Source organism: Agrobacterium sp. 22-226-1, assembly GCF_053522345.1.
In genome coordinates this window covers 209264-228368 of record NZ_JBNWCP010000009.1, presented here as the reverse complement: position 1 = coordinate 228368, position 19105 = coordinate 209264, and the positions used below count along the sequence as shown (strand labels likewise).

At 59.1% G+C, this 19105-nt stretch carries 21 protein-coding genes and 2 tRNA genes; 13 read left to right on the top strand and 10 right to left on the bottom strand.

What is annotated here, in order from left to right; genetic code table 11:
• Positions 1–76 precede the first annotated feature (76 nt).
• Positions 77–1303 carry a polysaccharide biosynthesis GNAT family N-acetyltransferase UppA gene (gene uppA / locus ACQZ5K_RS17315; protein ID WP_448740944.1) on the top strand — a complete coding sequence of 409 codons (1227 nt, stop codon included), beginning with the start codon at positions 77–79 and terminating at the stop codon, positions 1301–1303.
• Positions 1304–1321: 18 nt separating this feature from the next.
• Here the strand turns inward: uppA and uppB are convergent, their stop codons facing one another.
• Positions 1322–3589 (bottom strand): polysaccharide biosynthesis protein UppB, encoded by a 2268-nt coding sequence (gene uppB / locus ACQZ5K_RS17310; protein WP_448740943.1) that lies wholly within the window; start codon positions 3587–3589, stop codon positions 1322–1324.
• 210 nt (positions 3590–3799) lie between these two features.
• Here uppB and uppC point away from each other — a divergent pair, with 210 nt between their 5' ends.
• The 6 genes from uppC (at position 3800) to ACQZ5K_RS17280 (ending at position 9601) form a co-directional block, all read left to right on the top strand.
• Complete coding sequence (gene uppC, locus ACQZ5K_RS17305; RefSeq protein ID WP_003521548.1) at positions 3800–4372, top strand: polysaccharide export protein UppC; 573 nt, start codon at positions 3800–3802, stop codon at positions 4370–4372.
• A gap of 16 nt (positions 4373–4388) precedes the next feature.
• Entirely contained in the window at positions 4389–5531 is a 1143-nt protein-coding gene (uppD, locus tag ACQZ5K_RS17300; protein WP_448731842.1) for a polysaccharide biosynthesis type 4 glycosyltransferase UppD, read from the top strand.
• A gap of 223 nt (positions 5532–5754) precedes the next feature.
• Positions 5755–7308 carry a polysaccharide biosynthesis glycosyltransferase UppE gene (uppE, locus tag ACQZ5K_RS17295; RefSeq protein WP_080852228.1) on the top strand — a complete coding sequence of 518 codons (1554 nt, stop codon included), beginning with the start codon at positions 5755–5757 and terminating at the stop codon, positions 7306–7308.
• On the top strand, positions 7305–8546 hold the full coding sequence (gene uppF / locus ACQZ5K_RS17290) for a polysaccharide biosynthesis O-antigen ligase family protein UppF (protein ID WP_448740942.1): 1242 nt from the start codon (positions 7305–7307) through the stop codon (positions 8544–8546). Before uppE ends, uppF begins: the two co-directional genes overlap by 4 nt.
• Positions 8547–8625: 79 nt before the next feature.
• Positions 8626–8775 (top strand): hypothetical protein, encoded by a 150-nt coding sequence (locus ACQZ5K_RS17285; RefSeq protein ID WP_003521552.1) that lies wholly within the window; start codon positions 8626–8628, stop codon positions 8773–8775.
• A 172-nt stretch (positions 8776–8947) separates the two neighbouring features.
• The gene (locus ACQZ5K_RS17280) at positions 8948–9601 is read left to right on the top strand and encodes a hypothetical protein (protein WP_448740941.1); all 654 of its coding nucleotides are present in this window, start codon (positions 8948–8950) and stop codon (positions 9599–9601) included.
• Positions 9602–9672: 71 nt separating this feature from the next.
• Here ACQZ5K_RS17280 and ACQZ5K_RS17275 read toward each other — a convergent pair whose 3' ends face one another.
• Entirely contained in the window at positions 9673–10209 is a 537-nt protein-coding gene (locus tag ACQZ5K_RS17275; RefSeq protein WP_448740940.1) for a DUF1269 domain-containing protein, read from the bottom strand.
• Between the two features lie 219 nt (positions 10210–10428).
• On the opposite strand from ACQZ5K_RS17275, the gene ACQZ5K_RS17270 reads away from it, so the two are divergent.
• The 4 genes from ACQZ5K_RS17270 (at position 10429) to ACQZ5K_RS17255 (ending at position 11528) form a co-directional block, all read left to right on the top strand.
• Positions 10429–10505 (top strand) — tRNA-Pro (locus ACQZ5K_RS17270).
• A gap of 138 nt (positions 10506–10643) precedes the next feature.
• A complete protein-coding gene (locus tag ACQZ5K_RS17265; RefSeq protein WP_020811146.1) occupies positions 10644–10904 on the top strand; it encodes a hypothetical protein in 261 nt (86 codons plus the stop codon).
• 103 nt (positions 10905–11007) lie between these two features.
• Positions 11008–11214 (top strand): hypothetical protein, encoded by a 207-nt coding sequence (locus tag ACQZ5K_RS17260; protein ID WP_448740939.1) that lies wholly within the window; start codon positions 11008–11010, stop codon positions 11212–11214.
• Positions 11215–11300: 86 nt separating this feature from the next.
• Positions 11301–11528 carry a DUF6429 family protein gene (locus ACQZ5K_RS17255; protein WP_125145983.1) on the top strand — a complete coding sequence of 76 codons (228 nt, stop codon included), beginning with the start codon at positions 11301–11303 and terminating at the stop codon, positions 11526–11528.
• Between the two features lie 149 nt (positions 11529–11677).
• Here ACQZ5K_RS17255 and ACQZ5K_RS17250 read toward each other — a convergent pair whose 3' ends face one another.
• The 7 genes from ACQZ5K_RS17250 to ACQZ5K_RS17220 form a co-directional block, all read right to left on the bottom strand.
• A complete protein-coding gene (locus ACQZ5K_RS17250; RefSeq protein WP_448740938.1) occupies positions 11678–12175 on the bottom strand; it encodes a ferritin in 498 nt (165 codons plus the stop codon).
• Positions 12176–12247: 72 nt separating this feature from the next.
• Positions 12248–12703 (bottom strand): pseudoazurin, encoded by a 456-nt coding sequence (locus tag ACQZ5K_RS17245; protein WP_448740937.1) that lies wholly within the window; start codon positions 12701–12703, stop codon positions 12248–12250.
• Positions 12700–13521 (bottom strand): ABC transporter ATP-binding protein, encoded by an 822-nt coding sequence (locus tag ACQZ5K_RS17240; RefSeq protein ID WP_448740936.1) that lies wholly within the window; start codon positions 13519–13521, stop codon positions 12700–12702. Before ACQZ5K_RS17240 ends, ACQZ5K_RS17245 begins: the two co-directional genes overlap by 4 nt.
• The gene (locus tag ACQZ5K_RS17235) at positions 13518–14570 is read right to left on the bottom strand and encodes a FecCD family ABC transporter permease (protein ID WP_448740935.1); all 1053 of its coding nucleotides are present in this window, start codon (positions 14568–14570) and stop codon (positions 13518–13520) included. Before ACQZ5K_RS17235 ends, ACQZ5K_RS17240 begins: the two co-directional genes overlap by 4 nt.
• Positions 14571–14682: 112 nt before the next feature.
• Positions 14683–15795: an ABC transporter substrate-binding protein gene (locus tag ACQZ5K_RS17230; protein ID WP_448740934.1), complete on the bottom strand. Its 1113-nt coding sequence runs from the start codon at positions 15793–15795 to the stop codon at positions 14683–14685.
• Positions 15796–16092: 297 nt separating this feature from the next.
• Positions 16093–16647, bottom strand: a complete 555-nt coding sequence (locus ACQZ5K_RS17225) for a dual specificity protein phosphatase family protein (RefSeq protein ID WP_003521565.1) — start codon at positions 16645–16647, stop codon at positions 16093–16095.
• A gap of 138 nt (positions 16648–16785) precedes the next feature.
• Positions 16786–17373 (bottom strand): YqaA family protein, encoded by a 588-nt coding sequence (locus ACQZ5K_RS17220; RefSeq protein ID WP_059752579.1) that lies wholly within the window; start codon positions 17371–17373, stop codon positions 16786–16788.
• 506 nt (positions 17374–17879) lie between these two features.
• Here ACQZ5K_RS17220 and ACQZ5K_RS17215 point away from each other — a divergent pair.
• On the top strand, positions 17880–18524 hold the full coding sequence (locus tag ACQZ5K_RS17215) for an exopolysaccharide biosynthesis protein (RefSeq protein ID WP_003521567.1): 645 nt from the start codon (positions 17880–17882) through the stop codon (positions 18522–18524).
• 3 nt (positions 18525–18527) lie between these two features.
• On the opposite strand, the gene ACQZ5K_RS17210 is transcribed toward ACQZ5K_RS17215, so the two are convergent.
• Complete coding sequence (locus ACQZ5K_RS17210; RefSeq protein WP_448737079.1) at positions 18528–18806, bottom strand: hypothetical protein; 279 nt, start codon at positions 18804–18806, stop codon at positions 18528–18530.
• A gap of 177 nt (positions 18807–18983) precedes the next feature.
• Between ACQZ5K_RS17210 and ACQZ5K_RS17205 the strand changes: the two genes are divergently transcribed.
• Positions 18984–19058 (top strand) — tRNA-Asn (locus tag ACQZ5K_RS17205).
• Positions 19059–19105 lie beyond the last annotated feature (47 nt).

Genomic DNA, 19105 nt, shown 5'->3' with positions numbered 1-19105 from the left:
CCTGAGGTCGCAATTTTATAAACCGATTGTTTGCCGCTCAGCGATATAGTCCGACCGAAACAACCGGAGAGAGTGGATGGCGGCTGAGGGGCCGGTCTTTATCAGCGACGAGCAAGCACCGACCGCCGTGCAAAACGAGCGGCGGAGTGCTGATCGTCTGTTGATCGATCTGGTCGATGACGCCGCAACCATCCGCTCTGACTGGGAGCGACTGGAAAACGACCCGCTCAATTCACTGCATCAGGGTTTCGGCTGGTGCTCCATCTGGGCGCAAACGCAGGACAGCGCGCTCCTGACGCTTCGCGGCCGGCAGGGCGGCAAGACGATCTTTCTGCTGCCGCTCGAAATCGTACTGGAAGGCGGCATCCGCAAGGCGCGTTTTCCCGGCGGCCGTTTCAACAATATCAATACGGGGCTTTTCGACCCCTCCTTTGCCGAACAGGCCGGACAGGAAATCGCAGCGGCGATTGCCCGCGAAGCGCGGAAGCTGCTGCATGGCCGGGCCGATATTCTGGCTTTGCAGAACATACCGCTGACGTGGCGCGACAGGACCAATCCCCTCTCGCATCTTGCTTCCGTCGAAAACCAGAATCCGGCCTTTCAGCTTCCCCTGTTCGAAAGTTTCGAGGCCACGCTTCGGCAGGTCAATGCCAAGAGGCGACGGAAGAAATTCCGCATCCAGAGCCGAAGGGCCGAGGAAATGGGCGGTTACAGCCATGTGATCGCACGGTCGCCACAGGAAAAGTGCGAATTGTTGCAGGCATTTTTCCGCCAGAAAGCCGCCCGTTTCGCCTCGCAGGGCATTCCGGATGTGTTTCGGGATCAATCGGTGCGGGATTTCTTCTACGATCTGGCCAATTTTCCCGAGACGGGCACGGATAGTCTGCTGGAGCTGCATGCCATTCGCCTGCATGGCGAAAGCGAGGGCGTCATCGCCGCGATAGCCGGCCTTTCGCGCAAGCAGGATCACATCATCTGCCAGTTCGGTTCGATCGATGAATCCGTTTCGGAACTCAGCCCCGGTGAATTGCTGTTCTGGCTGATGATCGAAAGGGCATGCCGCGAAAAGGCGGCAATCTTCGATTTCGGCGTCGGCGACCAGCTCTACAAACGCAGCTGGTGCCCGCTTTTCACCGTGCAGCACGATATATTCCTGCCGGTGACGCTGAAGGGTCGTGTTGCGGCCTCGGCCTATGTCGCCATCGCCCGGACGAAGAGCCTGATCAAATCCAATCCAGCGCTTTATGCGCTCATTCAGCGTTTTCGCGCCGGACGCTCGAAGATGGACACCGCCACCGACTGAGCGGGGTTTTGCCGCACCTCAGGCCGCGCTCAGATGGTCCGGCTTGCGCATGCCGGTCATCGGCAATGCCTGTTCATAGCCCTCAGCAACCAGTTCACCGAGCGTCTTTTCCAACAATTCGCTATCCTTGCCGGGAACCGAGACGATGATTTCCGCCGGCAGGTTGCGCAGCATTTTCCCGAGGCTCGAAATCTGCACCGCGCCGCATTCGACGAGGACGGTATCATAAGCGTCGGAGAGCGCGCCGAGGATCATCGTCAGACGGTCTATCGCGCGCATGGCCTCGCGCGGCTGCGCATTGCCGCGCGGCACGATATGGGCGTCGGACAGGCGGTCGCCGTGAATGGTTTCACCGAAGGCGGCCGCGCCGGCCAGAAGGTCCATGACACCGGGAAGCCCGGCTTCCGGCGCCATCAGCCGCGTCGGACAGGCTGACGCCGTCATGTCGACGAGAACGACCGAACGGCCCATTTCGGACAAAGCGCGCGCCAGCATGACGGACGTGGTCGAGCCGCTATCACCGGCCGGAGACACGATTGCGGCGACCGGTTTGGCAAGGCGGGTGGCGAGGAAACCTGCAACGGCGTCGATGGAGAAATCGTCATCGGTATCGATTTCCTTCTCCATTGCCTCCTCTTTCGCAACCGCGACATCTTCCACCGGCAAGGCCGGCATGGCAGCAGCGGCGACGGCCGGTACATGCCGTTCTTCCTCTTCGGCAACGGGCTGGTATGCCGCGACCGGCATGGCCCGCGCAGCAGGCTGGACGGTTTCATGGCGCGCCGCTACAGGCTGTTCCGGCACGTCCGTGGTCTTGTCCGGATCGGCTGGAGCACGCGAAGGAGAAGGCGGATCGGAGAGCGGCGGAACCTGATTCCTGCCCATCGGCTTTAAAGCCCGGCCAGTGAAAAGCTCCACCAGCATGACGACGATGCAGGACAGCAGAAACGCCGCCAGCGTCACGACGATGGTGATGGCGCCGGTCTTCGGGAAATAGGGTTCACGCGGCTCCACCGCCGTCGAGATGACGCGCGCATCGGCCGGCGTGGAATCCACCGAGCCGGCGCGCGACGTCGCTTCGCGGTAACGGGCAAGATAGGTTTCCAGAAGCTGCCTTTGCGCCGAGGCTTCCCGCTCCAGATCGTTGAGGCCCACCTGCTGTTCGCCCGCACGCACGCTTTCCGATTTCAGCATGTTCAGCTGCTGGACCAGCTGCCGTTCCCGCAGGCGCGAAACATTGGCCTCGTTTTCGAGACTTGCCAGCACCTTGCGGGTCTCTTCCTGAATCTGCCGCTGTATGCCGTCGAGCTGGTTGCGCAGCGCGCGGATGCGCGGATGGCCTTCCAGCAGCGAGGACGAGAGATCGGAAATCTGGCTGCGGATGGTCGTTTCGTTTTCCTTCAGCCTCTGGATCGTCGGGGAACCGACGACATCGGGAAAAGTATCGAGCGGACGCCCGCTTGCAAGCGCGCTGCGCACGCCTTCCGCCCGCGCCTCCGCATTGGCGCGCTCTCCGCGGATACGGCCAAGTTCGGTGGAGATATCGCCGAGCTGGCGGGTGGCGAGCGTTTCGCCCTGCCCCGCCGAGAGAAGATCGGAGGAGGCGCGGTAATCCGCAACCTTCCTGTCGGCCTCGCGCACCTTTTCGCGCAGATTGGCGATTTCCGGCTCCAGCCAGCGCGCCGCTTCCGTGCTTGTATCCAGCTTCGCGCCGCTTTGCAGGGCGATATAGGCCTTCATCATCTCATTGGGGATGGCGGCGGCGAGTTTCGGATCCTGCGAGGAAAATTCGACCGTGATGACGCGCGAGCTTTCGACCTGATAAACCTGCAGCTTTTCCCGGAAGGCCTTCAGCACCCGCTCTTCGGGCAGCACCTGAAGCGGGTCCTTCTTGACGCCGACGGCGACCAGGAGCTGCGAGATGAGCGAAGGATGGGCCTCCGGATCGAACTCATCCAGCTCGTAAAGCTTCATGTCTTTGGCGACCTGCTTGATGAGGTCGACCGATTGCAGGATCTGCACCTGGCTGGAAACGGTCAATTCATCGAGCACGGGTTCGGCGGGCGCATTGGACTGCTGCGAGGCGCCGAAGGAGGCCGCGCGGGATTCGATGAGCACGCGCGCCTCGCCCTTGTAGGCGGGCGACATCATGCTTGAGATCACGAAGGCGGCGCCTCCCGCCAGAAGCGTGATCGCCACGATCCGGCCCTTGCGCTGCCATATGGCCGCGACAAGCTGCGCAAGATCAATATCCACATCCCTGTCGTCAATGCGATCGCCGTTCATGCGGGCTCCGTAACCGAGACAAACCTCGGGCGCTCAAATATAGATGGTCAATTTTCGCGAAGTTTAAGTCTTGCCGGTAACACAACAGTTAATCCCGGCGAATCCGACGAAATAAAGCCGATATTACCACCGCTCGCGCTGCTCGTTTACCGCACATTAACCCTAACAGAACGATAAGAATGATCAAAGTTCGACTCGGAGCCAGATGAGATGCCGCTCGCCGGATCACGACATGTCACCGCACTGACGCTCGCCGTTCTGACGGCCCTTTCCGGCTGCGCGGCATATCAACCCGCTCCGAGGTCCTTCAACGAAGCCGCCCTGCAGCCCTATCATGTCGATAGCGGCGACAGGCTGCGCATCAACGTGTTCGAGCAGACCGGGCTGACCAATACCTATACGGTCGATCAGGCCGGTTATGTCGCCTTCCCGCTCGTCGGCCAGGTTCCGGCACGCGGCAAGACCCTGCCGCAGCTCGAAGCCGCCATCGCCGCCAAACTGCGCCAGGGTTATCTTCGCGATCCGGACGTGACGATCGAGATCGACCGTTATCGCCCGGTCTTCATCATGGGCGAAGTCGGTCGCCCCGGCCAATATTCCTATGTGCCGGGCATGACCGTGCAAAACGCCATCGCCATTGCCGGCGGCTTCACCCCGCGCGCCAATCAGGCCGATGTCGACATTACCCGCAAGATCAATGCCGAGGTGATGACCGGCCGGATCGGTATCACCGCGCCCATTCTGGCCGGCGATACCGTCTATGTGCGTGAACGCTTCTTCTGAAAACGGAGTGGCGAACGTGTCGGATGACGGCCCTCCCCTGCGCATCATTCACTGCTTCCGCTCCCCGGTGGGCGGTGTCTTCCGCCATGTGCGCGACCTCATCGAAGAACATGTGAAACAGGGCCACAAGGTCGGCATCGTCTGCGACAGCTCCACCGGCGGCGCGCATGAGGAACGGCTTTTCGCACAGATCACCCCGATGCTGGAGCTTGGCCTCACCCGCCTGCCCATCCGGCGGTCCATCAGCCCCGGCGACCTCATGGCGCTGTGGAAATCCTACAAGCACATCAAAAGTTTGCGGCCGGACATTCTGCACGGGCACAGCGCCAAGGGTGGCGCTCTCGCCCGGCTGATCGGCTCACTCCTGCGGGCGAACAGGTATCGCGTAGCCCGCCTCTATTCACCGCATGGCGGCAGTCTGCATTACGCCAGAAACAGCCTCAAGGGGCAGCTTTTCCTGCGGCTGGAGCGGTTTCAGGAGCATTTCACCGATGCGCTCTGTTTCGTCTGCAATTTCGAGCAGGCGACTTACGAGGCCAAGGTCGGTAGGCCACGCACCCGCACTGCGATGATCTATAACGGCGTGCAGGAAAGCGAGTTCGAAACCGTACCCGCCCGCGAAGATGCCGCCCGTTTTCTCTATATCGGCATGTTGCGCGACCTCAAGGGACCGGATGTCTTCATCAGGGCATTTGCAAAAATGGAACGCAGCATCGGCCAGCCGATGACCGGCGTGATCGTCGGCGACGGACCGGACAGGGACAAATATGCGGCGATGATCGACAAGGCCGGGCTTTCGCGACGGATTTCCATGCATGCGGCCATGCCCGCCAGGCAGGCCTTCGAACTGGCAACGACAGTGGTGGTGCCGTCGCGCGCCGAAGCCATGCCCTATATCGTGCTCGAAGCACTTGCGGCGGGAAAAACGGTCATCGCCTCCCATGTCGGCGGCATTCCCGAAGTCCTTGGAGAAGACAGCGAGGCGCTCGTGCCGGCCGGCGATGCCGATGCGCTGGCACGGATCATGGTCAAGGATGCCGAGGATGCCGGCTGGGCGCAGCGGATCATGCCTCGCCCGGACAGCTTCAAGGCGAAATTTTCAACCCCGGTCATGGCGGATGAAATGATGAAACTCTATCGCGACCTGTTATCGACCTAATAGCCATTTCAAAAACACGATTTTTAATTGTATATTCTGGCCGTCCTGTAGAAACTCATCATAAACGTTTCTTAGCATGTTTCGGCTAGTTTTCTGCTCGTAGAGCGCGCGTGTCCATTCGGATGCACAAAGGGCGCTCTACCACTTTGAGGTTGCGCATCGTTCCAGTCGAAAATCCAACGCGATTTTGAGGCCGATGCGCTGGAGGGTGCGGACCAAGGCAATGACCAAGACTGACAAGGACAGACTGCAATTCGATCTGGCGTCATTGCGCAAGAAACTCTCCGACCATGAAGCCGGCGGGGCTTCGGCCTCCGAAACCGTCGTTCTCAATCCGCTTGCACGGCAGATCGCCAACCAGCTTCGCGCTGGCAACCATTCGCCCAACATGGTGATCGGGCAATTGCGGCTTCTGGAATTCACGATGCTCGTCGTCATCGCCGCCATTGTCAACGGCATCGCAGCCGATCGCGGTCTCGAAACCTTTCTGTCGGTTTTCGGCGGCGGCGTGCTGGGGGCGGCGCTCTGCGTGTTTCTGTTGCAGGCCGGTGATTGCTATCAGCTTCCGACGCTGCGCACGCCGCTGAAGATGTTCGCCCGCATTCAGGGCGCAGTGTGCCTTTCCTTCGTGGGAATTGCCTGTTTCCTTCTCCTCTTCTTTCCCGATGCGCTGCATTCCTGGCAGGCCTTCGGCATCTGGTATGCAACGGGTGCGGTGGCGATCTTCGCCGGGCGGCTGATCCTCGGCTTCGCCATTCGCCACTGGGGCCGCAACGGCGTCATGGAACGCCGCGCCGTCATCGTCGGCGGCGGCGATACCGCCAAGGACCTTATCCGCTCGCTGGAGCAGCAGTCCGATAACGATATCCGCATCTGCGGTATCTTCGATGACCGGAAAAGCGCCCGTTCTCCCGAGGTTGTCGCCGGCTACCCCAAGCTCGGAACCTTTGCGGAGCTGGTGGAATTTGCCCGGCTGACGAAGCTGGACATGCTGATCATCGCCCTGCCGCTCAGCGCCGAGGCGCGCATTCTCCAGCTTCTGCGCAAGCTCTGGGTGCTGCCGGTCGATATCCGCATTGCGGCGCATGCCAATAAATTGCGTTTCCGCCCGCGCGCCTATTCCCATGTCGGCAAGGTGCCGATGCTCGATGTGTTCGACAAGCCGATCCGCGACTGGGATTCGGTGGCGAAACGGGTGTTCGACATCACCTTCAGCCTCATCGGTATCGCCCTTTTATGGCCGGTGATGGTGGGCGCGGGAATTGCCGTGAAAACAACCTCGAAAGGCCCGGTCCTTTTCAAGCAGAAGCGCCACGGCTTCAACAATGAGACGATCAACGTCTGGAAGTTCCGTTCCATGTATACGGAACTCAGCGATCCGACCGCGAAAAAGGCCGTGACGAAGAACGACCCGCGCGTCACGCCCGTCGGCCGCTTCCTGCGCAAATCCTCGATGGACGAGCTGCCGCAGCTTTTCAACGTTCTTTACGGCGATCTTTCGCTCGTCGGGCCGCGCCCGCATGCCGTTCATGCCCAGACGGGCGACCTGAAATATACCGAGGTGGTGGAGCACTATTTCGCGCGCCACAAGGTCAAGCCCGGTGTTACCGGCTGGGCGCAGATCAACGGCTGGCGCGGCGAGATCGACCATGGCGACAAGATCAAGTTCCGCACCGAATACGATCTCTACTACATCGAGAACTGGTCGCTGTTCCTCGATCTGAAGATCCTGTTCCTCACGCCGATACGGCTGCTGAAATCGGAAAACGCCTATTGACCCACACCGGCTACCAGCACGCACCGGATTTCGACGCGCCGCTGGCCGCCATGCGGCTCGTCGGCTCGTTCTTCATCGCATTCGGCGTGTTCCTTTCCGGTTTCGTCATTTCCGAGCCGGCGCCCTATGAGCTGATGATGGTGGGACAGGTGGCCCTGTGGTTCCTGCTCGGCCTTCGCCTTTCGCGCACCGTCATCCTGCTTCTGGGCCTGCTGCTGGCCTTCAATGTCGGCGGTTATCTTTCGCTCACCACCATGGCCGATCTGGACGAGGGACCGCTTTACCTCGCCGTCTCGACCTTTCTGGCACTGACCTCGGTTTTTTATGCGGCGATCATAGAGGACAAATACCAGCGGCTGCTTTTGATTTTCCGAGCCTGGCTTGCGGCGGCGCTGATTACCGCCCTGCTCGGCATCATCGGATATTTCCACGCCATTCCGGGTTTCGAGGTCTTCACCCTTTACGACCGCGCCAAGGGCGCCTTTCAGGACCCGAACGTTTTCGGTCCCTTTCTGGTGACGCCCTCGCTCTACCTCATTTACGGCCTTCTCACCGGCAAGGCGATGCATGCGCCCTGGCGGATCGCCGGGCTGCTCATCCTGTCGCTTGCTGTGTTCCTGTCGTTCTCGCGCGCGGCCTGGGGCCTGTTTCTGTTCGCCACCATCCTCCTCGTCTTCGTGATGCTGCTGAAGGAGCGGACGGCCGCGTTTCGCCTGAAGATCCTCGTGCTGTTTCTCATCGCCGCCGGGTTGATGGTCGCGGCGGTCATCATCGCGTTGCAGTTCAAGCAGGTGGCGGATCTGTTCTCCAGCCGCGCTTCGGCGGTGCAATCTTATGATGGCGGCCATCTCGGGCGTTTTGCCCGTCACTATCTCGGCTTCCTGCTCGCCATGGAACACCCGCTCGGCATCGGCCCCATGGTGTTCGACAATATCTTTCCCGCCGCCGAACATAATATCTGGTTGAAAAGTCTGACGACGCATGGCTGGTTCGGTTTCGTGATCTATCTCGTGTTGATCTGCTGGACCATCGCCGCCGGCTTCAGGCATCTGCTGCGGCCACGGCCCTGGCAGCCGTTCCTCATCATTTCCTGGGTAACCTTCGTCGGGCATGTGATGATCGGCGCCGTTATCGATACCGACCACTGGCGACATTTCTTCCTGCTGCTCGGCATATTGTGGGGATGCATGGCACTTGAAAAACGCGAAAGCCTGCGCCGCCGCGCGCGTGCCGCCTAAAACGCTTGCCCTTACGGAACCTTACGCCATTTCATGCGTTTAGCCCCGGATTCTGATTGTCAAACGGGGAGACATCTTAATGACGCAGACCAATAATCTCTATCTCATCATCGGCGCGCTCATCGTGGTCATCGCAGGCCTTGGCATCTATGTCTGGCACGAGGAAAGCAAGCCGAAGGGGATCGAGATGAATATCGGCCCCAACGGCGTCTCCGTTCAGGAGAACTGATCCGCAAGCGTCGCGCAAAGTCCGGCCACTAAGACCGGGTGCATCCCAAGCCGAACATGGCCGGGATTCGCCCGGTCTTCTTATGAGAGGAGACGAAAGGCGGGATCGATGCCCGCCGAGCCGGTTCGATACGAATGATGCGTATCGCCCGATCAAGGAAACAGCTAGCGCAATGGTCTCCTCCATCGACCTGTCCACACGCCTCACCGCCACCAGACTGGCCCTCAAGGCCATCAAGGAGCAGGAAGACAATTCCGCCGCCACATCCTCCTCCTCGACGCGGACGTCTCTCCTCGATTCCTACGGGCTGGACACCTCTTCCTCCTCGTCTTCCACCAACACGCGGCTCACGCAGCTTCTGGCGCAATATGCCCAGACCGAGAGCGAGGATACGCAGACCGACGACACGGATACCCAGTTTTCTTCCGGCGATATTACCAGGGCCGATTTCATGAAGGAGCTGAAGGAGACGCTGGAAGAACTGACCACGGATCCGGACAAGGCTTCGCAGGCCAAGGCCATGCTGGAGGCTTTGACGGCCGGCACGCTGACCGTCTCCGATCCCGCCGAGGGTGCGCAAATCAAGGCCTGGGATGTGGCCTCCGATACGGAAACCACCTCCAGACCGGCCTCGGACATCGCCATGACGGGATGGAGCGACTTTCTGAAAGACCATCTCAAACGCGACGGCTCGGCCTATGCGAGAAGCGAGACCGGCGCCTATGTCGATACCATTTCCGGCGACAACGCGTTTTTCGGCAGCGTCGGCAGCCGCTATTATTATCTCACCTGGCCGCAGGCGAAAAACGGCACTTTGACCGTATAAGCCGAATTCCCCGATGCCCGAGCGGATGGCTGCGACATGGAACATGCCGCAGCCTCGCTTTCATCGTCTGCTCAGACGGCAGGTGCGGCAGCCGGTTCGGCTCCGCCGGAAAGCGCCTTTTGCAACTGCGCTTCCTGCGCCGGCGACAGCGACGTCTTGATGACCCGCCCGCGCAGGCCTTCGAATTCCGCCAGCACCTTTTCCGGCTGCACCTTGCGGATCAGCACGAACAGCGCTGAAGAACCGTTGGGAATGGTCTCGCCGAGCGATTTGATGAAATCGTCATCGATGCCGAAATCCGTCAGCGAACCCGCAAGAGCGCCCGTGCCGGCACCGATCGCGCCGCCGATGGCAAATCCCGCCAGTGGATTGAGGAACAGCAGGCCGACGAGGCCGCCCCAGAGACCACCAGACAGGAAACCGGAGCTTGCGCCGATCGCCGTCAGATTGACGCTCTGTCTCAGATGCACCTTGCCGTCTTCATCGCGAACGACAACCACGGCATCTTCCAGATCGACCAGATATTCCTTTTTCAGGCCTGCAAGCTTCAGAAGCACCCTGTCGGCCACTTCCGTTCCGTCAAAACCAACAACGACGAGTTCGGACATAGTTCGTCTCCCTGAGTTTCAATTCCGCTGCGATTGAACGCCGAAGCGGGCGGCTTGTTCCGGCAATGATGGAAAGAGGATGTGTCATGCGTTTGACGGCCGCCCATCCGGGCTGCTTAGTCCCCTTCTGCACCATCCACACCCTTTGCTCCTTTTTTTATGAAAAGACCATTTTCCGCTTGCGCCCTAACAGGCTTATATATAAACGGCTTTCAGGTTCGGAGCGTAGCGCAGCCCGGTAGCGCACTTGACTGGGGGTCAAGGGGTCGTGGGTTCGAATCCCGCCGCTCCGACCATTAAAATCAGATAGATAGCCAGTTCCCCCAGAGCTGGCTATATTTGTTTCAGCTATCTGGTAACCCGCGCCATGCGCGAATTTAAAAGCCCGGATTGGGCTATACGTTTGTCCAGGCCTGAGAATGAGGTGTGCCGAGATGGCCAAAAAAACGAAAATAGAACACTCAGAATTCTCGGGCGAGTTTGAAGACGACGGTATCACGGTTCTGGTTGATATCTACCGGCCCGCTGGCACACAGCAGGATTGGACGCTCGAGGTCATCAGCGAGCATGACGATGTCACCACCTGGGACGAACCCTTCGCGACCGACAAAGACGCCTGGGAAGAATTCCTGGCCACGTGTGAGAAAGACGGGATTCGCAGCTTTCTGGATGGCGAAGATCCGTCGGTCCACTAACGTTCAATTCCGCAGTGCCGGACTGTAAAGGGCGACGCCCATTGCGTTGTTGACTCTCTGCTAAAATTAGAACATTTAGTGAACAAAAGAGAGGTCATCCACTATGTCCGACGCTGAAAAAATCACCCCCATACGGCCTGACGACATAGCCGGATATGTCATCCGGTGTCATGACGGCGATGCGAAGGCGGCTGTCGAAGCCCTTCTCGGCGAAATCGAGCATCTGCAGGAACAGCTTTCCCTGGCGGTCGCCATTATGGGAAAGGGATATACGCGCGGATGGACGCCGCTGGACGGGATTGGGCGCTGATAAGCCCTGTCATTGCACCGGACCGGAGAAGCCGATAACTTCCCGCAGATAGCGAACCTTCACTGCCAATCGTCGCGAGGTGTTGAATGGATATCGATGAAGAGAAAATCGATGACACGGTGCTTGCACTGTTATGGCTGACCCTTCACAACGATTACTACGCTTGGAAGGGGCATGACTGGGATGTGCTGGAGCGTTTGCACCAGAAGGGCATGATCGATAACCCTGTTAATAAATCGAAGTCGCTGGGGCTGACGCATGAAGGGCGTCAGCGTTCGGAGGCGTTGTTTCGGCAACTCTTTACGCGACAGTGATCGGGTTAGGCCGCCGTCACGCAGTATCGCCTGACAGATTGGAATGGCCACAACTTTTCTGAGGCGATGCCGAGTTCACCCGGCATCTTGGTACGTGATTTACCCGATCATGAATCGCATACTATTGAGAGTTGGGACTGGCGCAGCAATCAGCCCTTGTCCGCCAGCTGACCGATTTCGCGGTCGATCAGGTAAAGCGCATTGGGGCCGTCGCCGATCAGCTCGATCTTGCCTAGTATGGTGCGGCAAAGGCTGTCTTCCTCATGCTGCTCATCCACGAACCATTGCAGGAATGAGGTTGTGGCGTGGTCTTTTTCCACGTGGGCAAGATCGACTGCCGCGTTGATGGCGGCGGTGACGCGGGATTCGTGCTCCGTCACGATGGTGAACAGCCCCTTGATGTCGTTTGCCGTGACCTGCGGCGCCGGCAGTTCGGAAAAGGTGACGCGTGCGCCAAGATCGTTCAGAAAGCCGAAGATGCGGTGCATGTGCTCCAGCTCTTCCGCCGCGTGGCCGAGCAGGAATTTATAGCAACCGTCGAGATTGCGTTCCGCCGCCCATGCGGCCGCGTGAAGATAGGCGTGATGGGCGCGCAGCTCGCCATTGAGGAGATCGTTCAACGTCGTTTCGATCACTTTGTTTGCCATGGTTTCATCCTTGGTTTCGGGTTGAAGAAGCGGGTTTGCGGTGCGGATTGGTGCGGCCTGAAAGGCGGGGCGTTATTGTGCGGGCGTCACCTGCCCCAGCGCCGCCTCCAGCCTTTCGCTCTTCATGACGAGCTTGGGCCGCAGCTTCTCGGCCTTTTGTCTGACGGCTTCGAGATTGACGGGCTTGCCGACCTGAATGATACCGATCATCGCCATCATCAGATGCGGCGGGCAATAATAGAGATAGACACCCTCCTTCTCGACGGTGACGGTGAAAGCCTCATCGAGCTTGCTTTTCCAGGGTCTAACGCCTTCCGGAACCGCATAGGACTGCACATAGTGGCTGGAATTTTGCGGCACGAAGGTAATGGTGTCGCCCGGCTCCGCCTTCACATAGGAAGGCTCGAACACCATGCCGCCATCCCTGCCGTAATTGAGCATCAGGATCTTGTGTTCTGCGGAAAGGGATGGCGTGACGGGAAGGATTACGGCCAAAGCGGTGGCGAACGTCATCAAAAATCGTTTCATGCAATTATTCCTTCAAGGGTTTTGAAATGTTCGAGCGGCGGGTCGCCCGCCGGCTGGATGACGGGATTGCCGCGCCGGTCGCGCAACACCTCCACGGCAACGCCATAGGTCTCGGAAATGAGCTTCGGCGTGACGATATCGCCCGGTGCGCCGGTCGCCTTCAACGCGCCATCCGAAATCACCAGCAGGTTGTCGGCATATTGGCAGGCGAGGTTGAGATCATGCAGCACGACAAGCGTCACCCGGCCATTGGTGCGGGTTTCCCGCCGCACCAGATCGAGAAGCGCCACCTGATGCTTGAGGTCCAGCGCGCTGACCGGCTCATCGAGCAGCATCGCCTGCGGCTCACGCATCAGAACCTGCGCAAAAAGCGCCATCTGCCGTTGCCCGCCGCTGAGCGAGGCGATCTCCCTGCCCGCCAGATGGGCTATTCCGGCCTGATGCAGGCGTGTCATGGCCAGATCGAGCGTTTCGTCGTCGATGTGCAGCGAAAGCCGGCCGAAGCGGCCGAGCGCTACCACCTCCAGCACGCTGAGCGCTATATCGGCCGCCGTATCCTGCGGCATATAGGCGAAACGATCCCGCCATTCCCTTCTGTGCCGCCCTGCCCTTTCCCCGGCCTGAAGGCGACGATCGCCGAGGTTGATCGCGCCGGCGGCGAGCGGCAGGTCACCGAAGATCGCTCTGAGAAGCGTCGTCTTGCCCGTTCCGTTCGGGCCGATGACGGCATGGATGTGCCCCGGCTCCAGACGTGCCGAGAAATCTCTCACAATAGCCTGCCCGCCCCGTTCGACGGAAATATTATCCAGAACCATCATCGGCCGCGCCTCTTCGGAGCGAAAATCAGCCACAGGAGAAACGGCACGCCGACAATGGCGGTGACGATGCCGACCGGGAACAGAGCGCCGGGAATGATCGATTTGGAGAGAATCGAGGCTGCCGAGAGCATCAGCGCGCCGCTCAGTACCGACATGGGCAAAAAGAAGCGCTGATCCTCGCCCACCGTCATGCGGGCGATATGCGGCGCGACCAGCCCGATGAAACCGATGACCCCGACAAAACTCGTGGCCGTCGCTGTCATGATGGCGACGATGATGAGAACCTTCATGCGCAGCCGGCGCACATTGATGCCGAGGCTCGCTGCCCGCATTTCCCCCATCCTCAGCGCCGTCAGTTTCCAGCAATCCGCTATCAGCAGGGCGCAGCAGAAGGCGGTGACGGCGGCTGTCAAACCAAGCGTTGGCCAGGTCGCCTTGGTCAGGCTGCCGAACAGCCAGAAAAGAATCTGCTGCGACAGTTCCGGCGAGGACAGGAACTGAATGAGCGACAGCAGCGACTGAAACAGAAAAAGAAGTGCGATGCCGCCGAGAATGATGGTTTCGGCCGTCATCTGCCGCATGGAGGCCAGCATGAAAAGGAAAAGCGCAGCGAGCATGGAAAAGACGAAAGCGCCGAGCGGAACGGCAATCATGGCATCCAGCCCGAGACCGCCGAGCGCAAGCACCAGCGCGGCGCCAAAGCCCGCCGCAGCCGCCATGCCGAGCGTATAGGGGCTTGCCATGGGATTATTAAGCAAGGTCTGCATCTGCGCGCCGCCGGCGCCGAGCGCCGCTCCGACGGCGAGCGCCATCAGCGCCATGGGCAGGCGAAGGCCGCGCACGATGGAATCGGTCATCGCCGCCCGTTCGCCAAGGCCAGTCAGCGACTTCACCACTTCGGCGGGCGACAGCAGCGAGGGACCGGTGGCGATATCGAGAACGAGGCTTACCGCCATCAGCACGAAAAAGACCAAGACGACGCGCCAGCGACGACGTTCACGCAGCCGGTGCGCACCGATGGCTTCGGCATTGCGGGCGGCAATTGTCATGGAAAACCTGTTCGAAAAAGACGCTGAAAAGCGGACGCCGTGCAGTGGCGTCCGCAGAATTTAACCTTCAGCGGCAAGCAAATGTGCTTTTCCGCCGCCGGCAATAGAACCATCAATCCTTGACGGCGATGGCAAAGGTGCCTTCAGGCGTGACCGGCAGGTACTTCCTGTAATAGCCGAGATAGTTGGCGATCGGATCGACATCCTTGAACTGCTCGGGATAAAGCTGCTTGGCGATATATTGCACCATGGCGAAATCGGAGAGCGTGCGCGACGCGCCCTGATAGACACCGAACAGCTGACCGTTCTTGATGGCCGGCACTTCACTCCAGCCCTGACGGGTTTCGAAGGCCTTGAGCTTTTCGCGGGCATCCGCGGCCTTAACCGCCTGCCCCATCGGCAGCGCCGCGGGGTTCTTGTTGTTTTCACGGCCGGAAATGAAGATGGCGTCGGGCTTCGAAGCCAGAACCTGCTCGGGATTGATCGGCCCCCACCACTCGACGAAAGGTGCTGCGATATTGTCGCCGCCAGCGGCAGTGGACATGGCGCCCCACATGTTCTTGCCATAGGTGAAGGAATATTCGGCCGGTCCCTTATTGCCGAATTCGACATAGACCTTCGGTTTCGGCTGACCGGATTTCGCCACCCGTTCGGCGACATCCTTCAGCGAACCGGCATAGAATTCCGCAATTTCCTTGCCGCGCTGCTGCTGTCCGGTGAGTTCGCCGAAAAGCCGGGTGGAGGCGACGTGGCGCTCGACCGTCTGGGCGTTGTAGTCGACGACAACGACGGGAATGCCCTCTTCTTCCAGACGGTCGGCATCGAGACCGAGCGCCTTGTATTGCCAATCCGCCAGGATCACCAGATCGGGATTGAGGCTCAGAACTTTTTCGACCGAGAAGGTCTGGGCTTCGACTTCACCGACATCGGCAATATCCGCAAGCGAGGCGCGGTGAGCGAGATGCATTTTCCAGTTGGCGGGAACCCAGCCTTCCCACGCTTCGCGGGAAATGCCGACGACGGAATCATAGGCCTTTTCGCCACCCACCGCCATGTAGTCCTCGAAATAGAAACCGAGAACGACGCGTTTTGCAGGAAGATCAACCTTCACCTCGCGTCCGATGACGTCGGTGATTGTCTTCTCTGCGCCGGTGGCGGAAGGTGCGATAAAGAAAACGGATAAGAACGATGCGGCAAGGCCGCCGATAAATGTTTTGCGGGTCATGATGCGATCCAGAAGTTGAAACAATGCCGCTGTATAAAAGGTGACACTTCGAGTCAACTTAAATTACAAAATCACATAAGTTGCTAATATAAAAATGAAAATTGTCATTTCCGGTAAAAATGCATGCCGGGAAATATCGCGCTGGGCGACGGCAATAGATGCTGCGCCGCCGCGCCCTCAGCCGGCCGCGATCTGTGGGTTGCGCCCGTCCCGATAACCTCCGTCATCGAGACAGGACGCAAAATCCCGTTCAGATCATCGAAGTGCTGCCCTGTGGGAAATGCACCCGAGCCGACTTCAGAACTCGTTGGAGGCGATGGCAAAATCGTCGACGACGGGCATCTTTTCCGCGTTCTCCCAGGTTCGGTCCATGGCGTAGGTTTCCGAGAGATAGGGAATGCCGATATGGCCGAAGCGGAAGGACAGCTGGCTTTCCGCCTGTTCCTCATCAAGCTTTGCCACGCGGCTGAGATAGAGCGCGGTGGCGAGGCCTGTCCTGTCCGCACCGGCCTTGCAATGAATGAGAATGGGCTTCGGCGCATCGCGCATGATGGCGACCAGCTCGTTGACCCTGTTCATGTCGAGCTCCTGACTTGCCGACATGCCGAAATCGATATGATTAAGTCCCAGCTCGCGGGCGGTTTCGACCTCATCGCGATACCAGGCCTTGGATTCGTTTGCGCCGCGCAGATTGATGACCGTCCTGATACCGTGGTCTTTGGTATAGCGGACGAGCTGCTCATTGCTCGGCTGGTTGGAGCGATAGAGCTGCCCCGCGACAACCTCGTGAAAATTGCCCAGGAGCTGAATGGCGTAGAGATAACCGCCTGCGGCAAGCACAGCAATACCCATGCCCCAAAAGGAGCACTTCCAGAATCTTCGCATAATAAAACGGTTCCCTTATTCGACGAGAGAACCGATACAGGCGGATTCTGACAGTAAGCTGAAAGTTATGCGACAGTATTGTAAGAGTAGAAAATTTGCGCTTGATCAACGCACGAAAACGTAAACCGCATAGACCGCGATGAGCGCGGCGGCGGCCGCCGCGGTGATGGCGCCAAGGCGTTTTTCGATGAAATGACGCACCGATTCCCCGTATTTCTGCAGCAATCCGGCAAGGATGAAAAAGCGTGCGCCGCGCGTGACGACCGCCGAAAGAATGAACAGGCCAAGGCTGATATTGGCCGCGCCGGAAAGGATCGTCACGACCTTGATCGGCGGCAGATGCGCGAGCCCCGATGTTACCAGCAGGAGAACGATGGTTTCGTAATCCACGGAGTTCTTCAGATGCTCGAAGCTGTCGAGCTTGCCGTAAAATTCGAGAATGGGCCGCGCGATGCTTTCAAAGGCATAATGACCGAGGAACCAGCCGGCGATGCCGCCGAGAACCGAGGCGACAGTTGCCACGAGCGCATAAAACATCGCCTTTTTCGGCCTGGCCAGCACCATGGGCAGGAAAAGCACATCGGCAGGCACGACGAAGATGGAGCTTTCCACGAAAGCCACGATTGCCAGCCACCACACGGCGGTTTTGCGCGCGGCGAGCGCCATCGTCCAGGCATAGATGTTTTTCAGCATGTCGTGTCCCCGGGGAAGAGTGTTGCGGAGTGAAGGCAGGCGGGAGCCAAGGCATATCGGCGGTGATTCATGCGGTTTCCGGTGGGCCGGAGAGACCGGCCCCGAATGAGGATTAGAGACAACGCAAGAGAATGGCAAATGTTGGAAAATTTATTTTTGCATCGCAAAAAATCATAAAAACGAGCATTTCCCGCCCATACCGAGAGCGGGTTGCTGCGATGCGAAATTTCACCCTGTGGTAGATGAGCTCGCCTTTTTGCTGTAGAATGAAGGTGGACGGAAGAGGAGGAAGTTATCATGGAATATGTAAGCTTCGTTACATCGATCAATCCGGTCATACTTGTCATTCTGCTGGTGGTTCTTCTTGCAGGGGCTTACAGCAGCTGGGTTTCGCACTGAGCAGGAACCACTCGACCAAATGTGAAAGGCTCCGTTTCTATCAATGATAGGCATTGGGCCGGATGAATGTTATCAAGCCCGGAGTTAAACAACTTCCGGGAAGCCGCATGACGAACGAATTCGCATTCACTGATACGTCTGAAAAGCTCAGCACGACGCTTGAGAAGCTGATAGGAAAGCTGCAGGGTCAGACGATCACGTTGCGCGAGTTGATGGAAGCGATCGGCGAACAGGGCCTTTTGCTTATCTGCGCAATCGCCTCCCTGCCCTTTCTCATCCCGGTTTCCATTCCCGGCGTCAGCACGGTCTTTGGTGCGGCGATCATCCTTGTCAGCCTGGCAATCACCCTCAACCGCCTGCCATGGCTGCCGGCAAAAATCCTCGACCGGCAGATGGAGACGGCAAAGCTCGTTCCCGCCCTTCAAAAAGGCGTCGCCATCGTCTCCAAGCTCGACGGTTTCATTCGCCCGCGCATTCCCGCGCTGACGACCGGCATCATTGCCAACCGCATAAACGGGCTTGCGCTGATGACGGCGGGCGTATTGCTGATGATGCCGCTCGGCTTCATTCCCTTCTCCAACACCCTTCCGGGTGTCGCGATCCTGCTTTTTTCAGCCGGGATGATTCAGAGGGATGGCGTCACCGTGCTCGGGGGCTACCTGTTTCTGGGGCTGACGGCGATTTATTTCGCGGCGCTCGCCTATGCGGCCTTCTGGGCTGGCCAGGGCATCAGCAGTTCCATCGGCGCATAAGACCTATTGCCGGTCGCCATTGCGGGTCTCGCGGCGGTTCTGCCGCGATGCCCACCAGACCGCCAGCCTTCGCCGCTGGCGGCGAACCGCCGGCAGATCGTGGGAAAGCACGACGAGACCGAGCGGAATCATCCAGAAGCCGAGAACGGGCAGGAAACCCAGCGTTCCGCCCACCACCAGCGCCGAACCGGTCGCAATCCTGCCGACGCGCGAACGCGGCATGGCAAGGCTCCATTTTCCGACATGGAGGCGGTGCGTTCTGTGGTCGATACCGAATTTCATTTCCATCCTGCCCTTTTGCATTTGGCCTGTGGATAATTTTTTCACCGGCGATAAGCCCGGAAAATCGGGACTCTGGAGAGATAAAACAAGAGGAATGCGTTTTTTTTGAAAAAACCGCTTGGCAAATCGGAAAAGCATTTGTATTACCCCGCTCACACCGCGCCAAGCGGTGGACGTTCCCTGGTAGCTCAGCGGTAGAGCATTCGACTGTTAATCGACAGGTCGCCGGTTCGAATCCGGCCCGGGGAGCCATCTCTCTCAAAAACATGTTTTGAAGAGCGAAGTGCCGCTGCAATTTG

What these genes read in the sequence shown, in the direction of transcription:
- uppA (WP_448740944.1), top strand. Translation starts at nt 77, where the DNA reads ATGGCGGCTGAGGGGCCGGTCTTTATCAGCGACGAGCAAGCACCGACC.
- uppB (WP_448740943.1), bottom strand. Translation starts at nt 3,589, where the DNA reads ATGAACGGCGATCGCATTGACGACAGGGATGTGGATATTGATCTTGCG.
- uppC (WP_003521548.1), top strand. Translation starts at nt 3,800, where the DNA reads ATGCCGCTCGCCGGATCACGACATGTCACCGCACTGACGCTCGCCGTT.
- uppE (WP_080852228.1), top strand. Translation starts at nt 5,755, where the DNA reads ATGACCAAGACTGACAAGGACAGACTGCAATTCGATCTGGCGTCATTG.
- ACQZ5K_RS17285 (WP_003521552.1), top strand. Translation starts at nt 8,626, where the DNA reads ATGACGCAGACCAATAATCTCTATCTCATCATCGGCGCGCTCATCGTG.
- ACQZ5K_RS17280 (WP_448740941.1), top strand. Translation starts at nt 8,948, where the DNA reads ATGGTCTCCTCCATCGACCTGTCCACACGCCTCACCGCCACCAGACTG.
- ACQZ5K_RS17275 (WP_448740940.1), bottom strand. Translation starts at nt 10,209, where the DNA reads ATGTCCGAACTCGTCGTTGTTGGTTTTGACGGAACGGAAGTGGCCGAC.
- ACQZ5K_RS17265 (WP_020811146.1), top strand. Translation starts at nt 10,644, where the DNA reads ATGGCCAAAAAAACGAAAATAGAACACTCAGAATTCTCGGGCGAGTTT.
- ACQZ5K_RS17260 (WP_448740939.1), top strand. Translation starts at nt 11,008, where the DNA reads ATGTCCGACGCTGAAAAAATCACCCCCATACGGCCTGACGACATAGCC.
- ACQZ5K_RS17255 (WP_125145983.1), top strand. Translation starts at nt 11,301, where the DNA reads ATGGATATCGATGAAGAGAAAATCGATGACACGGTGCTTGCACTGTTA.
- ACQZ5K_RS17250 (WP_448740938.1), bottom strand. Translation starts at nt 12,175, where the DNA reads ATGGCAAACAAAGTGATCGAAACGACGTTGAACGATCTCCTCAATGGC.
- ACQZ5K_RS17245 (WP_448740937.1), bottom strand. Translation starts at nt 12,703, where the DNA reads ATGAAACGATTTTTGATGACGTTCGCCACCGCTTTGGCCGTAATCCTT.
- ACQZ5K_RS17240 (WP_448740936.1), bottom strand. Translation starts at nt 13,521, where the DNA reads ATGATGGTTCTGGATAATATTTCCGTCGAACGGGGCGGGCAGGCTATT.
- ACQZ5K_RS17235 (WP_448740935.1), bottom strand. Translation starts at nt 14,570, where the DNA reads ATGACAATTGCCGCCCGCAATGCCGAAGCCATCGGTGCGCACCGGCTG.
- ACQZ5K_RS17230 (WP_448740934.1), bottom strand. Translation starts at nt 15,795, where the DNA reads ATGACCCGCAAAACATTTATCGGCGGCCTTGCCGCATCGTTCTTATCC.
- ACQZ5K_RS17225 (WP_003521565.1), bottom strand. Translation starts at nt 16,647, where the DNA reads ATGGGTATTGCTGTGCTTGCCGCAGGCGGTTATCTCTACGCCATTCAG.
- ACQZ5K_RS17220 (WP_059752579.1), bottom strand. Translation starts at nt 17,373, where the DNA reads ATGCTGAAAAACATCTATGCCTGGACGATGGCGCTCGCCGCGCGCAAA.
- ACQZ5K_RS17215 (WP_003521567.1), top strand. Translation starts at nt 17,880, where the DNA reads ATGACGAACGAATTCGCATTCACTGATACGTCTGAAAAGCTCAGCACG.
- ACQZ5K_RS17210 (WP_448737079.1), bottom strand. Translation starts at nt 18,806, where the DNA reads ATGAAATTCGGTATCGACCACAGAACGCACCGCCTCCATGTCGGAAAA.